The 14,053-nt window shown below is 43.4% G+C and carries 11 protein-coding genes and 1 tRNA gene; 5 read left to right on the plus strand and 7 right to left on the minus strand.

Annotation, left to right across the window (positions count from 1 at the left end; all coding sequences use genetic code 11):
- Nucleotides 1-103 precede the first annotated feature (103 nt).
- Complete coding sequence (locus R8O10_RS15995; protein WP_005389942.1) at nt 104-847, minus strand: hypothetical protein; 744 nt, start codon at nt 845-847, stop codon at nt 104-106.
- Between the two features lie 257 nt (nt 848-1,104).
- Between R8O10_RS15995 and R8O10_RS16000 the strand changes: the two genes are divergently transcribed.
- Complete coding sequence (locus tag R8O10_RS16000; RefSeq protein WP_005378570.1) at nt 1,105-1,407, plus strand: DNA base-flipping protein; 303 nt, start codon at nt 1,105-1,107, stop codon at nt 1,405-1,407.
- Nucleotides 1,408-1,437: 30 nt separating this feature from the next.
- Here the strand turns inward: R8O10_RS16000 and R8O10_RS16005 are convergent, their stop codons facing one another.
- Entirely contained in the window at nt 1,438-1,872 is a 435-nt protein-coding gene (locus R8O10_RS16005; RefSeq protein WP_005378572.1) for a YbaY family lipoprotein, read from the minus strand.
- A gap of 240 nt (nt 1,873-2,112) precedes the next feature.
- On the opposite strand from R8O10_RS16005, the gene tesB reads away from it, so the two are divergent.
- The gene (gene tesB, locus R8O10_RS16010; protein ID WP_005378575.1) at nt 2,113-2,973 is read left to right on the plus strand and encodes an acyl-CoA thioesterase II; all 861 of its coding nucleotides are present in this window, start codon (nt 2,113-2,115) and stop codon (nt 2,971-2,973) included.
- 68 nt (nt 2,974-3,041) lie between these two features.
- Here the strand turns inward: tesB and R8O10_RS16015 are convergent, their stop codons facing one another.
- Both R8O10_RS16015 and R8O10_RS16020 read right to left on the minus strand, forming a co-directional pair.
- Nucleotides 3,042-6,083, minus strand: a complete 3,042-nt coding sequence (locus R8O10_RS16015) for a cadherin repeat domain-containing protein (protein ID WP_318191552.1) — start codon at nt 6,081-6,083, stop codon at nt 3,042-3,044.
- 456 nt (nt 6,084-6,539) lie between these two features.
- Nucleotides 6,540-7,004 carry an Lrp/AsnC family transcriptional regulator gene (locus R8O10_RS16020; RefSeq protein ID WP_318191553.1) on the minus strand — a complete coding sequence of 155 codons (465 nt, stop codon included), beginning with the start codon at nt 7,002-7,004 and terminating at the stop codon, nt 6,540-6,542.
- 138 nt (nt 7,005-7,142) lie between these two features.
- Between R8O10_RS16020 and R8O10_RS16025 the strand changes: the two genes are divergently transcribed.
- Nucleotides 7,143-8,237 (plus strand): PLP-dependent cysteine synthase family protein, encoded by a 1,095-nt coding sequence (locus R8O10_RS16025; protein ID WP_005389952.1) that lies wholly within the window; start codon nt 7,143-7,145, stop codon nt 8,235-8,237.
- A gap of 61 nt (nt 8,238-8,298) precedes the next feature.
- Here the strand turns inward: R8O10_RS16025 and R8O10_RS16030 are convergent, their stop codons facing one another.
- Nucleotides 8,299-8,616: a DUF1244 domain-containing protein gene (locus tag R8O10_RS16030; RefSeq protein WP_005378586.1), complete on the minus strand. Its 318-nt coding sequence runs from the start codon at nt 8,614-8,616 to the stop codon at nt 8,299-8,301.
- Between the two features lie 214 nt (nt 8,617-8,830).
- On the opposite strand from R8O10_RS16030, the gene R8O10_RS16035 reads away from it, so the two are divergent.
- Nucleotides 8,831-9,406: a porin family protein gene (locus R8O10_RS16035; RefSeq protein WP_053307492.1), complete on the plus strand. Its 576-nt coding sequence runs from the start codon at nt 8,831-8,833 to the stop codon at nt 9,404-9,406.
- 80 nt (nt 9,407-9,486) lie between these two features.
- Here R8O10_RS16035 and vmeF read toward each other — a convergent pair whose 3' ends face one another.
- Nucleotides 9,487-12,600: a multidrug efflux RND transporter permease subunit VmeF gene (vmeF, locus tag R8O10_RS16040; RefSeq protein WP_318191554.1), complete on the minus strand. Its 3,114-nt coding sequence runs from the start codon at nt 12,598-12,600 to the stop codon at nt 9,487-9,489.
- A complete protein-coding gene (locus tag R8O10_RS16045; RefSeq protein WP_017820000.1) occupies nt 12,600-13,694 on the minus strand; it encodes an efflux RND transporter periplasmic adaptor subunit in 1,095 nt (364 codons plus the stop codon). Before R8O10_RS16045 ends, vmeF begins: the two co-directional genes overlap by 1 nt.
- Nucleotides 13,695-13,986: 292 nt before the next feature.
- On the opposite strand from R8O10_RS16045, the gene R8O10_RS16050 reads away from it, so the two are divergent.
- Nucleotides 13,987-14,053, plus strand: a tRNA-Tyr gene (locus R8O10_RS16050).

The following is a 14,053-nucleotide window of genomic DNA, read 5'->3' on the forward strand; positions in this document are numbered from 1 at the left end:
AAGTGTAGTAAATATGAAATGAAGAACATATACTAATCTCCATTTTGTTCCACAACCAATTCGATACTCTGCCGCACATGTCACTTTTTACCTGACTAAAAACTCATAATTCAGCCTGTTCATCGCTACTACGTAAAATATAGTCAGTCATCCAAGCCGTCCCTAACAAACAGATCCAAACCACGAAAACAGGGTTTGGCACATCCGTGGTCGGGCTGACGACTAAAGCGGCAAAACCCACAGTCGGCAATGTCCAACATAATAATTTGCTCCAGCGAATGGTATGTTGAAGCTTCGCAAGTGCTTCCATTGACGCTAACATTCCCGTCAAACTTAACGCCATAAGAACGGCGTATGGTAGGCCTGCAATCCACAATGGGAGCAACAAAAACAACGGCCACCAGCTGTGTTTATTGGATGGCGTCCAATGCGCAGCCGACCACCACATCGCCATAACCGCAATGGTTTGAACCACTGTAACCCAAGCAGACCCATCCAGCTTACCGCCTTGCTGTGTGACCATAAGACCAACTTGCAGTGTAAGTACAATAAGACCAGCGGTGAGCAACACGCCTAAAGAGCTTCTACGAGAAAACACCACCATTAAAAGTGGGAAAAGGATCAAAACACCAACCGACAAAGCAATTGGCTGCATTGAGAGTGTCGCACCAAAAGCCATCATCGCGCCCAGCAATACTAAGCCAGCGAACCCACCTTGTGGCAGAACCCACAGCGCGGGGATCATAAGTGCAAGAACGGGAATGTCACCCTCGCTCAAACTCATCGCCCGAACGCAGACAACAGCGAGTAAGGTCGTAACGAAAAATTGAAGTGTCGATAAAATCATAGCGCCTCCTGGCTTCCCCACCTACTTGGTAACTCAACGGCAAAAACTGGGATTGAAAGTCGTTGAGAGGGTCTAGATTCAAGCTTAGCTTGCGTTTGCTTCATGCTGTTTAAGGCTCATCAACCAACGACACTAAAGAACAGAAAATGTAATTCTTCAAAGTGAGTCGCTGGCAACACAAGGGTTAAGAACCGTTAGCAATATACAAGTCCAATGGTTTACCATTCCTTAGTAATCCAAAATAGACACTTTTGAGTATGGACCAATTTTTAGCGCAAATCTTTGCTGTAATTCACCAAATTCCAAAAGGAAAAGTCTCCACCTATGGGGAAATTGCAAAAATGGCCGGTTATCCGGGCTATGCGAGACATGTTGGTAAAGCACTGGGTAACCTACCAGAAGGCAGCAAACTCCCCTGGTTTAGAGTGGTAAATAGCCAAGGAAAAATATCTTTAAAAGGCAGAGACTTAGAGCGACAAAAAAAGAAATTAGAAGCAGAAGGGATTGAAGTATCGGAAGTTGGCAAAACTTCACTTAAAAAATACAAATGGCAGCCTTAAGCTGCCATTTTTTGTTCTCAGTACGTCGTATTAACGTGTTCCAACTAGACGAATATCTAATTGGTGAGTTTGTGCTTCATCTGTAATAACACCGTTATGTGTGTCGCTGATAAAACGCAGCTTTCCATCTACCTCAATGCGAGCACGAACGCTGTAACGATGGTTTGGTTTGATTTCATTGCTGTCGTAACTCAACTCAAAAGAAAGAGGAACTTGCTTACCTTCTGTTTCGAATGTCTGTTTCGCCAACACTTTTGCTGGCGCATCCGCCAAGGACACATCTTCTAACGCAATAGTAACCACTGCGTTTGGTGGCAAGGCAATCCGCTCGCGATAAGCCACTGTACCTGTAATCGTCTTCATTGACGCTTCTGTAGATTCCATTTCTGTATTTTGAGAAGTTTGGCAACCCACTAACGCAGCCCCAAAGAGTAGGGAAGTAACAAGTAGTAGTGTTTTTTTCATATATTCCTCGAAGAGAGCATTAAACCGAGGCAATTATAGGTGTGGAATATAAAACTGTCTGCTTCCTATCACTTTATTTGACAATAGTTTGACTGAGTTAGAATTTATCAAACAATTGATTTTGTTTCATAATTGGAACAATACTATTTCTAAGTTACTCAATAGTTCTTAACTATACCACTTCACAAGAGTGAGGCTGTTGAGGTAACTTGGAATGAAAGACAACGGTGAGGAGACACAATGAGTAAACCACTACGAGAATTGCTCAGCCTACTACAACTCGAAAAATTAGAAGAAGGCTTGTTTCGTGGCCAAAGTGAAAACCTAGGTTTGCCTCAAGTTTATGGCGGTCAAGTAATTGGGCAAGCGCTTTCTGCTGCGCGCTACACCGTTGAAGAAACACGCACGGTACACTCCTTCCATAGCTATTTTTTGTACCCTGGCGATCCAGAAAAACCTATTATTTATGATGTAGAAAATCTGAGAGATGGCCGTAGCTTTAGCACTAGACGCGTAAAAGCAATTCAAAATGGACGCCCTATTTTTTACCTAACCGCATCCTACCATGGCGATCAACCTGGGTTTGATCATCAAAAAGAAATGCCAGATATCCCTGGTCCAGAAAACTTTGCCTCAGAGAGTGAGCTCGCAAGCCATATTGCAGAATTTCTACCCAAACGCTTACGCAAAACATTTTGCGGGGAAAAGCCAATCGAAACTCGCCCCGTTACGGTTATCAACCCTTTGAAGCCCAAAAAAGCAGAACCCAAACAGTACCTTTGGATTCGTGCTAATGGTGAAATGCCAGAGAATCAGCTAATTCACCAGTACCTTCTGGCCTACGCATCCGATTGGGGATTCCTTGTGACAGCAATGCATCCACATGAAGTCTCATTAATGACGCCTAACTTTCAAGTGGCCACCATTGACCACTCTATCTGGTTCCATCGTCCGTTTAAGATGGATGAATGGCTTCTATATGCGATAGAGAGCCCAACGGCGAGCAATACTCGTGGGTTGGTCCGTGGCGAAATATACAACCAGCAAGGTCACTTAGTGGCGACCGCCGTGCAAGAAGGGGTGATGCGCTACACGAAATAGCTCGTGTTCGCCAGACGAAAAAAGGAGTGCTGTTCCGCACTCCTTTTTTAATGGGTATCAAACGATGATTAATTTGGTTGATACTTCATGTTAACAACCGACCATTCGTAAAGTGATTTCGGGTAACCATATTCGCCTTTCCCGTAAATGACATTTGGGTCGGCATAGAATCCACCTTTATTCGTTGCTAAAAATTCACGAACCCCACGACGGTAAGTAATCACAGGTGCTACTAACTCATACTCTACCTTTTCCATCTTCGAGTCATCAATTATTAAGAACCGAGTCATACGAATCGTGCTGCCGCTGGTGCAGTACCCTGGGTCATCATAGTCAATTGCTTCAAAAGGCTTGAGATCATCTTCGAACAGCTCTGATGTACATCCATCAAATCGAGCTAAGTGTACCCACGCTCCTTTTATTAGAGTTTGGTCATCGTTACCCACCGGCTTGAATGCAAGTAGTGCAATCTTACCTTTGCCGTATAATTTCAATTCTTCGTCCGTTGGCTCACGCACTGAACGAACGTTCATCAAACCAAACTCACTTTCTTCTAAGTTAGAAAACTCACGTGCATTTAGCGTGCTAAACAATACTGTTTGTTCAGTTTCAAGCAATGTATATTGATCCGCAACACCTTCATCTGCAAAGCTTAGATACAGCTGGACTTTCTTACTTTCCAACGCTTTGTAATCTCGAGATTCTCCTTCCGAAACGTCGAGAGAAATCCAACGTCTTTTTACTGGTGGGAGGTCAAGTAACGTCAGCTCTTCCTTATCAACATCTAATGAAGCGACTCCTTTAATTGTTGAGCTGGATATTTGATAGCTGCGGTTTCCTATTGGTGTACCAAAGTCTAGCTTAACCTTTTTAAATGGTTCAAATTCCACCTTCATTGTAGAAGCACTTAAACCAGGGTGATTCGCTTTGTTAATAGTGCCATTTACGACGATTGTTTTAGCTTTGTAGTTGCGCCCATCAAGGGTAACCTCTAATTGGTACGTGCCTGCATGCAGGATTTTCAAACGCCCTATATCAGGAGAAACTAGCTCGACCACAGGGTCTTTTTGGTTAATAAGACGGTAACTTGCCTTCGCAATCCCACCACTCATCACTGGTGAGATAACACTACCAGCGGAGAATTCTACCGTTGGGTAAGTAACCGATACAGGGTTTGTGCCTTGTTTAATCGTGACCGAGAAACTACTTTCACCCGGATCCACTTTGTCGTCCCCCGCATCCGAAACAATTATTTTTGTGCTACCCGCGTTAAGAATTTGCATGGCACCCGTTTGGCTGTTTAAGGAAACCACATCTGTTGCAGCGTTGTCTGCAAATCGGTACGTAACTTCTCCAACCGTACCAGAGATTTTCGGCGCAACAAATGTTTGGCCAACCTTCCAAATCTCTTCCACATCGGATTGAACTTCAATTCGGCTCGGCGCACTCAAAATTGTCACATAGACTTTTTGATCAGGACCAACAGTATAATTCGCGCTCTCTTTTCTGCGCACAGTTAGCGTCGCTTTACCCGCTTTATACACATGGAGACGTCCTTCACTAAAACCACCGACAACATCTGGTGCGGTGTTATCTACAATCTCAATTTGCTCGTCAGCACTCAAACCAAAATCACGGTGAAGATCAAAACTGTATTTGTTGCTGTATACAACGTCATAATCGTGCGTTGCCATGGGTTGGCCTTCAGCCTTTGCAACTTTAATGACGACATTAAATTGAATAGGTTGGTAGAACTCCCCACCATCGTCTTCAAACTTAAGGTCGTACTCACCCGCAGTCACTACCTCCAACTTGCCGTCAGTCATTCGTAAGCCATTAGGTAAGCTGCTAACTAGATTTACGTTACCTTTTTGCCCTTTAAACGCCAGAGGGATTGAAAGATTTGGTTGATAGGTAAGCGGCATTTCAATGTCTTTTATAACGGGATGAGGCGCGCGATTAACTTCAAGATCAAAGCGAGTTTTGCTTGCAGGATAATTACGCATATCATGCTCGTAAATTTCCACTTCAGCAGCACCAACACCTTTGATCAGTAATGCTTCACCATTTTCAGTTTTAGCAACAACGTCTTCACCACGAATGATTCTCAGCTCATAGTCACCGCAGGCGTTCGTCACCTTAGGGAAAATTCGTCCACCTTCCTCATAAGTTGTGACGATATCCGCTGCGCTGATTTCTTGACGCTTGCCTTGTTTTATATCCACAAAAAATTGCGCTGTTTGCTGTTTATCCAGAAACGCGTCGCTGTAAGTTGCAGTCGCTTCAACCGTTAATCGACCAACATTATGAACAAGAAGCAAACCCGTTTCAGGATCTAGCAACTCGGCCACCTTGCTGTCTGGTACGCTATTTATAATTTTGTAAGAAATACGTTGCGTTTGAGCTTTATCTAGACACACTGGTTCTAACGTCAACCCTTCTCGATACTCGTCTTCAAGCAAAGCGAACTGTAATTGCCCCGGAGCTACTGCATGCAGTTTAACCGTAGCGCGAACTTGTTTCGGCAAGTAAAAGTCGTTACCTGAATCGGTAATCAGCACCGATGCCTGACCAACTGAACCTAATGAATATACCGAACCGTTCTCATCAACACGAATCAAGTTATGACCACTTTCTACCTCATAACTCAGTTCGCCTTTTTGGCCACGAACGATCAACGCTTTTCCTTCTGACTCAATCGCATTGAAATTCAGATCACTCACTGAAAGTTCAGTATTGATGCCTCGCTCTACAGTGACAGAAAATCTTGCTTCAGAAGATTCATAAGCAGAGCTACTATCTGTAGCAAGAATAGTCGCCGTTCCTGGGCGCAGAATTTGTAGTATTCCTGAGTCATTAATTTTCACGACATTTGGCGGATTAGAGTCAATGACTTGGTAAGATACCGACCCGTGTACATTGCTCAGTTTTGCTTCAGTAACCGTTCCCACTCCTTCAAACTTCAACACCGTGTCTTCCACTTTTAATTGCGGACGGTTCTGCTTTGTTACCGTAGTTGGTGTCTTCGTATTGTTCGGCTTAGAGTCTCCCCCACCGCCACAGCCAGCGAGTAAAGCTGCGAGAAAAAGCAAATAGTAATTTCTGTTCATTTTTAGTAATACTTTGTTACATACAAGATGGGGCGATAATAATACGATGTTTTATTAATCACTATCCCCATTTTTGAGTACTTTATTACTTAAGTAATTGCTACTGTATTCATCCTAAAAACAAATACTCAAAAATAGCGACCAAATTACATGAAAACACAAAAAGCAAACGTTTAAATCAAACTCTTCCATTAATTTAGTAAAAATTAATATTCAATAAAATAAAACATGAAAAAGAAAGAGAAAAAATTGCGTTATTTTTTCTTTCATTATGATGTATAGGACTAATGGACTGTAAAAACAAATGGTTAATGAAAAATAGAAGAGAGAATAAATATCGTTTATATTTATAAAAATCTGGTAGGAAATAGTTTTAAAAGCATAATCAAACTACCTTTTAACATTTAAAATACTAAAAGGTAGAATTAACATTAGATAGAATTCTTATAGGGCGAGTTATTTTAGGATTGGTAACTCTGTTGTGTATTTAATGGACTCCATAGCAAATGTTGAAGTCACATTAGATAGCCCTTTTACACTATTAACTAACCGCTTATAGAATTCGTCAAAACACTTCATATCTTTGACTAGTACTTTCATCATGTAGTCATACTCGCCAGCCATACGATAAAACTCCATTACCTCAGGAAAGTCACTCACAGTTGTAACAAAATGGTGATACCAACCTTCGGAATGATCAATCGTTTTTAACTGAACAAATGCAATGAAAGATAGCTCGAGCTTTTCTGCACTTAACAACGCCACGCGTTTTTCGATGTAGCCCTCTTCTTCCAACCTTTTCAAGCGCTTCCAGCATGGTGTTGTAGTAAGATTGACTCGCTCAGCCACGTCATTTAATGACAAGGTGCTGTCGGTTTGTAACAACGCAAGCAGCTGTTTATCGACCCGATCCAAACTCATCCTATAAAACCCACGAAGTGTAGAAAACTTTTCTATCAAAATAGTCATTACCGGCAACTATAGCAAAGTTTTTCTCTCGTATTATAGGTAAATTATTCCCATCTAATGCTTATCTATCGATTTCCAAGGAGAGACGCCATGTGTACTGACCACAACTGGATCAACAATGCAGTGCGTAAAATTGAAGCAGACTTTCAACGTTCTGCTGATACTCATTTATTTAAACTTGAACTGCCTTCTCTTGATGGTATCGATATCTACCTAAAAGATGAGAGCACGCATCCAACAGGCTCTCTTAAGCATCGATTGGCGCGCTCATTGTTTCTTTATGCTATTTGTAATGGATGGATTGGACCTGAAACCACTGTAATCGAGGCGTCCTCAGGCAGCACTGCCGTTTCGGAAGCGTATTTTGCGCGTTTACTTGGCTTACCGTTCATTGCCGTCATGCCGAAAACCACTGCACGTAAAAAGATCGAACAAATTGAATTTTACGGTGGTAAAGCGCACCTTGTTGAACGATCAGATCAGATTTATGACGAGTCTCGACGCTTGGCTCAAGAACTAAATGGTCACTACATGGACCAGTTTACTTATGCTGAACGCGCTACTGACTGGCGCGGTAACAACAACATCGCGAACTCTATCTTTAGCCAAATGGAGTTAGAAGATCACCCGATTCCTAGCTGGGTAGTGATGAGTCCTGGAACAGGCGGCACATCAGCAACCATTGGCCGTTTTATTCGTTACCAAAAATACGACACTAAGCTTTGCGTGGTAGACCCTGAAAACTCAGTGTTTTACGATGCTTTCCAGTCAGGAAATCACTCATTGAAAGGCGATACTGGCAGCAAAATTGAAGGTATCGGGCGACCACGTGTCGAACCAAGTTTTATTGCTGGTGTCATTGATGAAATGCGCAAAATTCCAGACGCAGCCAGTGTGGCAACCGCCCATTGGGTATCTCAGCTGATTGGGCGTAAAGTCGGCGCATCAACAGGCACCAATCTTTACGGTGTGCTGCAATTGGCTTGTGAGATGAAACAACGCGGTGAGAAGGGTTCTATCGTGACGCTTCTATGTGATTCTGGAGAGCGTTACCTAGATACGTATTATGACTTAACATGGGTAAAAGAGAACATCGGCGATATTCAACCTTACTTAGCTCAACTCGAAGTCATTCAAGCAAAAGGTTGCGTTGAGCCAGCTTGTTGCGGCTCAACTAACGCTTAACGTGCAAACTGGACTTTAAAAAACAGCCCAACTTCATGTGGGCTGTTTTTATCGCTGGGTTTTACTTTTTCTGGCGCGCTTCAAACGCAGCCAATTGTTCTGGCGTTGCCGCTGGTTGATGATTTTGTTTCCATTCATCGTAAGTCATGCCGTAAACACGTTCGCGAGCGTCATCAATATCTAAATCCAAACCGAGATTTTCAGCCTCAGATTTATACCATTTGCTAAAGCAGTTGCGACAGAAGCCCGCAAGGATCATCAGGTCGATGTTTTGTACGTCTTTGTTAGCATCTAAATGCGCCAATAAACGGCGAAATGTCGCCGCGTCTAACTTATCTTGTTCTTCTTGAGTCAAGTTTTTGTATTTGAATTCAGCCACTTTCCTTTCCTTCTCTCTTATTTAGCTAGCTTTCGTCACCATATCTAGTTAGTCGGTAGTCATGAGTAAGAAGTATGCTTTAGCGCAACAATTCCCATTCTAAAATCACTACCTTTGATAAAAGCTGATATGATAATTACCATCCATCCTATTGATTAAATTAACATTTAAACAAATCATTACAACGGTCTTTTACCAAGGTTATCGTCTAGTTATGAAAAACGCCATTCTATTATTGTCTGCCTTGACCATTAGCGTGCCAACTTTAGCTGCTCAAGAACAAGCTCATCAATCTTATTTTTATCTGGGTACTGGTAACGTTGGTTTTGATACACCGTATTTCGGCTCGGATAGAGACAATGAGTGGTCAACACCACATATCACAGTTGGCTGGGGTTACCATATAAACCAATACCTCGCGTTTGAAGGGGTTCTGCGCTATTCACAAAATGAACTTAAGAACGATGCTCTAAAAACTGACTTAGATCTTCACTATTACCAAGCAGGTATGTCTGCTGTTGTAACAAGTGATAACTTAGGCGATACGCCGCTGTCACTGTTTGGTCGCGTAACTGCGCTTGGCACTCAAGCTGAAATGTATGTTCCAAACGAACAAAAAGTCACAGATGATTCAGGCGCGCTATTCAACATCGGTGCTGGTGTCCATTGGGATATGAGCAAAGATATCTGGTTACGCGCAGAGTACATTTATAATGTCGCGGATATGGGTTTTGAAGATTTTTACGACAGCTACGAAGGTGTACAAATCAGCCTAGGGAAACGCTTCTAATCGAACGCTTCCGAGCTAACTTTAAACCGATAAAGAGAAGCCGAGGTTATTACCTCGGCTTTTATGTTTTAACGTTTGATTTAAGGGTGCGCTATACGGCCCTTCGTATCATGGCTAATTGCTTTGTTTAACTCTGCTTCTACATGACCTGGTGCTTGTGTTTTCGCCGAAATCAATCGGTACATTGCCGGGATAACAAACAAGGTCACCAATGTCGCAAACCCCATCCCGAAAAAGATTACCGTACCCACGGCAATACGGCTCTCATAACCCGCCCCTGTAGATACTATCAACGGAATTGCGCCAGCAAGTGTGGTAAACGCAGTCATCAAGATTGGACGTAGACGTCGCGCAGCTGCATCAATGATCGCTTTTTCAAACTCAACGCCACGATCACGTAGCTGATTGGCAAATTCTACGATCAAAATACCGTTTTTCGTCACCATACCAATCAACATGATCATGCCGATCTGACTATAAATGTTCATACCTTGGCCCATAATAACCAAACCAAGAAAGCCACCAAATACACCCATCGGCACCGTAAACATGACCACTAACGGGTTTACGAAGCTTTCAAACTGAGCCGCCAACACGAGATACGCCACTAGCAGTGCCAATGCAAACACAACAGCAACACTCGCTTGGTTCTCTTTAAAGTCTTTCGACTCCCCCGAATAACTCACCGAAATGTCACCCGGTAAGTTGTCGATGGCTTCCTGGTCTAGGTAATTCAGCGCATCTCCTAATGTAAAACCTTCCGACAGGTTGGCAGTAATAGTGATGGACTTCTGTTTGTTGTAGTGAGAAAGACGAATAGAGGCCGCCACTTCTTCAATTTTTGTGACCGCATCTAACGTCACTAGCTGACCGCTATTCGTGCGCAGATAAATCTGACTTAAATCTGCAGCATTATTAAAGCTATTTTCATCACCGCGAAGATACACATCGTACTCTTCGCCACGCTCAACATAAGTCGTTTCGCTTTTACCACCGAGCATGATTTCTAGGGTGTCAGAAATGTCTTTAACACTGACTCCTAGCTCTGCGGCACGCTGTCGGTCAACTGTAACCAATAACTCAGGCGTTTTTTCCGAGTAATCTATCTCTGCTCCTTCCATCATTGGTGATTCTTCTGCTTTGTTCTTTAGCATTTCAGCCCAAACAACGAGCTCATCGTAATCAGAGCCGCCTAATACGAACTGAACTGGCTCACTCGAACCACCTTGGAAACCTGGCATAAATGGGAACACTCGAACATCTGGGATACCTGCCAATTCTTTCCGTACTTTGTTAAGGGCTTGCTGAGCCGTGATATCACGTTCGTTCCAATCTTCTAGAATCATGATCACAAAGCCTGTCTGGTCTCCTGCCTGGCCACCAAACGCTGGCGTTTGGATGCTGAATGACTTCAGATAACCTTGCCCTAGTAATGGCATCAATCGGTCTTCGACAATATCCATATTGGCTGACATACGATTGTATGACGTAGCATCTGCACCGCGCACAAACGCGAATATCACACCGCGATCTTCTTGTGGGGTCAGCTGGGCCGGTACCTGATTCATCAAGAAATAGCTACCGCCCAAACAAGCTAGAATCACCAGCGGAGCAGCCCAACGTACTTTTAATGCGCCTTTCAATAATGCGCGATAGCCACTCTCAAGCTTGCTAAACAAGCGATCAACCGCTTCATTGAATCGATTTGGTTTTACATTCGCTTTCAAAATCTGACTACCTAATACAGGAGTCAGCGTCAGGGCAATCAAAGAGGAGAATATGACCGACATAGCCAGCAATACAGAAAACTCTGTAAATAGTAGACCTACCATGCCATCCATAAAGGAGATCGGTAAGAACACCATCACCAGCACTAATGTTGTTGCTATAACAGCAAAACCAACCTCTCTTGTGCCTTTATATGCGGCGAGTAATGGCGATTCACCGCGTTCAATATGGTGGAAGATATTCTCTACAACCACAATTGCGTCATCAACCACCAAACCAATCGATAATATCAACGCCATCAAGGTGATCAAGTTGATAGAAAACCCAAAGTAGTACGCGGCAATGAACGACGAAATCAGAGAAACAGGTACAGTAACCGCAGGAATTAAGGTTGCACGAGCTTGGCCGATGAAAATGTACAATACCAAAATCACCAAGCCGCCCGTGATAAATAGCGTGCTGTACACCTCTTCGATTGAACGCTCGATAAACACTGTCGCGTCGTAATCTATCGCAAGACGTGTACCTTCTGGTAAGAACTTCTGGATGTTATCGACTTCAGACCTAACCAGCTTCGCTACTTCTAACGGGTTTGCGTCTGACTGCGGTACCACACCAAGACTGATGTTTACTACACCATCACTTTTGAAGGTTGAGTTTTCGTTTTCTGCACCAATGAAGACATCTGCTACATCTTTTAAATAGATAGGTGTATTGTCGCTTGCGCGTTTAATGACAAGATATTGAAAATCTTTAGGCGTGTTATAAGTACGAGCCGTACGCACGGACATTACTGTTGAGTCGTTGCGAACTTCACCACCTGGGCTTTCTAGGTTCTCACTTCGTAAAGCTGATGTAATGTCCGAAGCTGTAACTGAACGTCCAGCCATTAGTTCTGGCTTAAGCTTCACGTACATGACCTTGTACAAACCACCGGAGAGATCAATGGAGCTAACCCCAGAGATCAGGCTAAAGCGGTCCATCAATACACGTTCGGCATAATCGGTTAATTGAGTACGGTCCATCTCTGCAGAACTGAGATTGATGTAGAGCGACGCCTCTCCCGAGCCATTGTTCTTATAAACAATAGGGTCATCCGCTTCATCAGGTAGCGAGCGCTGAGCACGAGCTACGGCATCACGCACGTCGCTCACACCTGTGTTGAGATCGTAACCTAACTCAAACGTGATCGTGATACGCGACATGCTGTTACGAGTAGTGGAGCTAATTTCATCAACCCCACTGATCCCAGAAAGCTGGTCTTCCAAAACGGAGGTAATTTGGCTTTCAATAATAGTCGCCGATGCACCCTCATAACGCGTACTGATAGAAACGACTGGGCTTTCTATATCAGGCATTTCACGAACGGCTAATTTGGTGAATGACACAAAGCCAAACACACACAACAGCATGCTCAGAACCAACGCCACGACAGGGCGTTTAACTGAAACGTCGGACAGTAACATTAGTTTTCTTCCTCATCCGATTCACTGTCATTGCGTGTCACATCCGTGGTGTTCGCTTTTAGTGGCGCGACAATTTCTTTCACTTCGACACCATCACGCATGTTAACAATGCCTTGAACCACAATCTTGTCACCAATCTCAACACCAGATTCGATCACCACCTCGTTACCAACACGAGCACCTAGCGACACTTCTTGACGAGTAGCTTTGTTATTTTCATCAATTACATATACAAAACGTTTAGTTCCGGAGTATTCAAGTGCTTGAACAGGAATGATTGGCGCCTTAATAGCAGGAAATGCTAGTGAAGCGTTCATCAACATGCCCGGCTTCAATTGATTTTCTGGGTTATCAAACTCAATACGCACGCGAAGATTCAGTGTTTCGGCGCTGATCCGCGTATCAATACCTGTGACTTTACCAGTAAAGGTCTGGCTACCCCATGCACTGGTTTTAGCGATGACTTCCATACCAATAGAAAGCATCGATAAATAGCGCTCCGGTACTTGTAAATCCAGTTCCATGACGGAAAGATCATCCAACGTCAAAAGTTCAGTACCCGCACTGACCATTTTGCCGCGGCTAAAATCGATAAAACCAACAGTGCCAGAAAATGGGGCAGTAATATGGAGATCAGCTAAATTGGCTTGAGCAGCATCAAGCCTCGCTTGTGCTATTTCAACACTGGCTTTTTGTGCATCGATTTCAGTTTGAGTAATCGCATTCCGCTTAACCAAACGTTGGAACTCTTTTAACTTACGCTGTTCATCTTTTAGATACGCCTTTGCCTCAATCAAAGCGGCTTGAGCCTTATCGTCATCTAACTTAATTAATAACTGGTCTTGCTGGACATTTTGATTCGCTTTAACAGCGATTTGATTCACTTTGCCGGCGACTTCCGATGCGACAACCACAGACTCCGCTGCCTTTAATTTGCCGATAAGAGTTAAGGATTGATTGATCTCGTGCGTTTCTACTTGTTCAGTCACAACAGTAACCGCTGAGCCTCCTCGCATCGCAGCGCAAACCGATGGAGAACTCAGTAATATAGAAAGCGTTAAAACAGATAACGATAACGTGGCTTTCATGCTCATGATATTGACTTCTAAACGAATAAACTTATGTCATTAAACTGCTTACAGTTTATCAGTAGATACGGTGTTTAACGTCAAGTAGTGTAAATTCAAGTAAAAAGTGCGCTTCTCTTCTGTTCAAAGGACAAACAAAACGCTGACTTTCTACCATCTTTGCCCAAAAAGACAGCATTCAACGTAAAAACGTAAGAAAAACGCTTTACAGCCTGAGCGAGTTTGCTATGATTCGCTCCGCACTTGGGAGATGAGTTGGGAAAACATCTTACTAAGTATAAAAATCCTCTGGAGGGGTTCCCGAGTGGCCAAAGGGAGCAGACTGTAAATCTGCCGGCACTGCCTTCGATGGTTCGAATCCGTCC

The organism is Vibrio sp. 1727 (genome assembly GCF_033344415.1).
GTDB classification, from domain to species: domain Bacteria; phylum Pseudomonadota; class Gammaproteobacteria; order Enterobacterales; family Vibrionaceae; genus Vibrio; species Vibrio alginolyticus.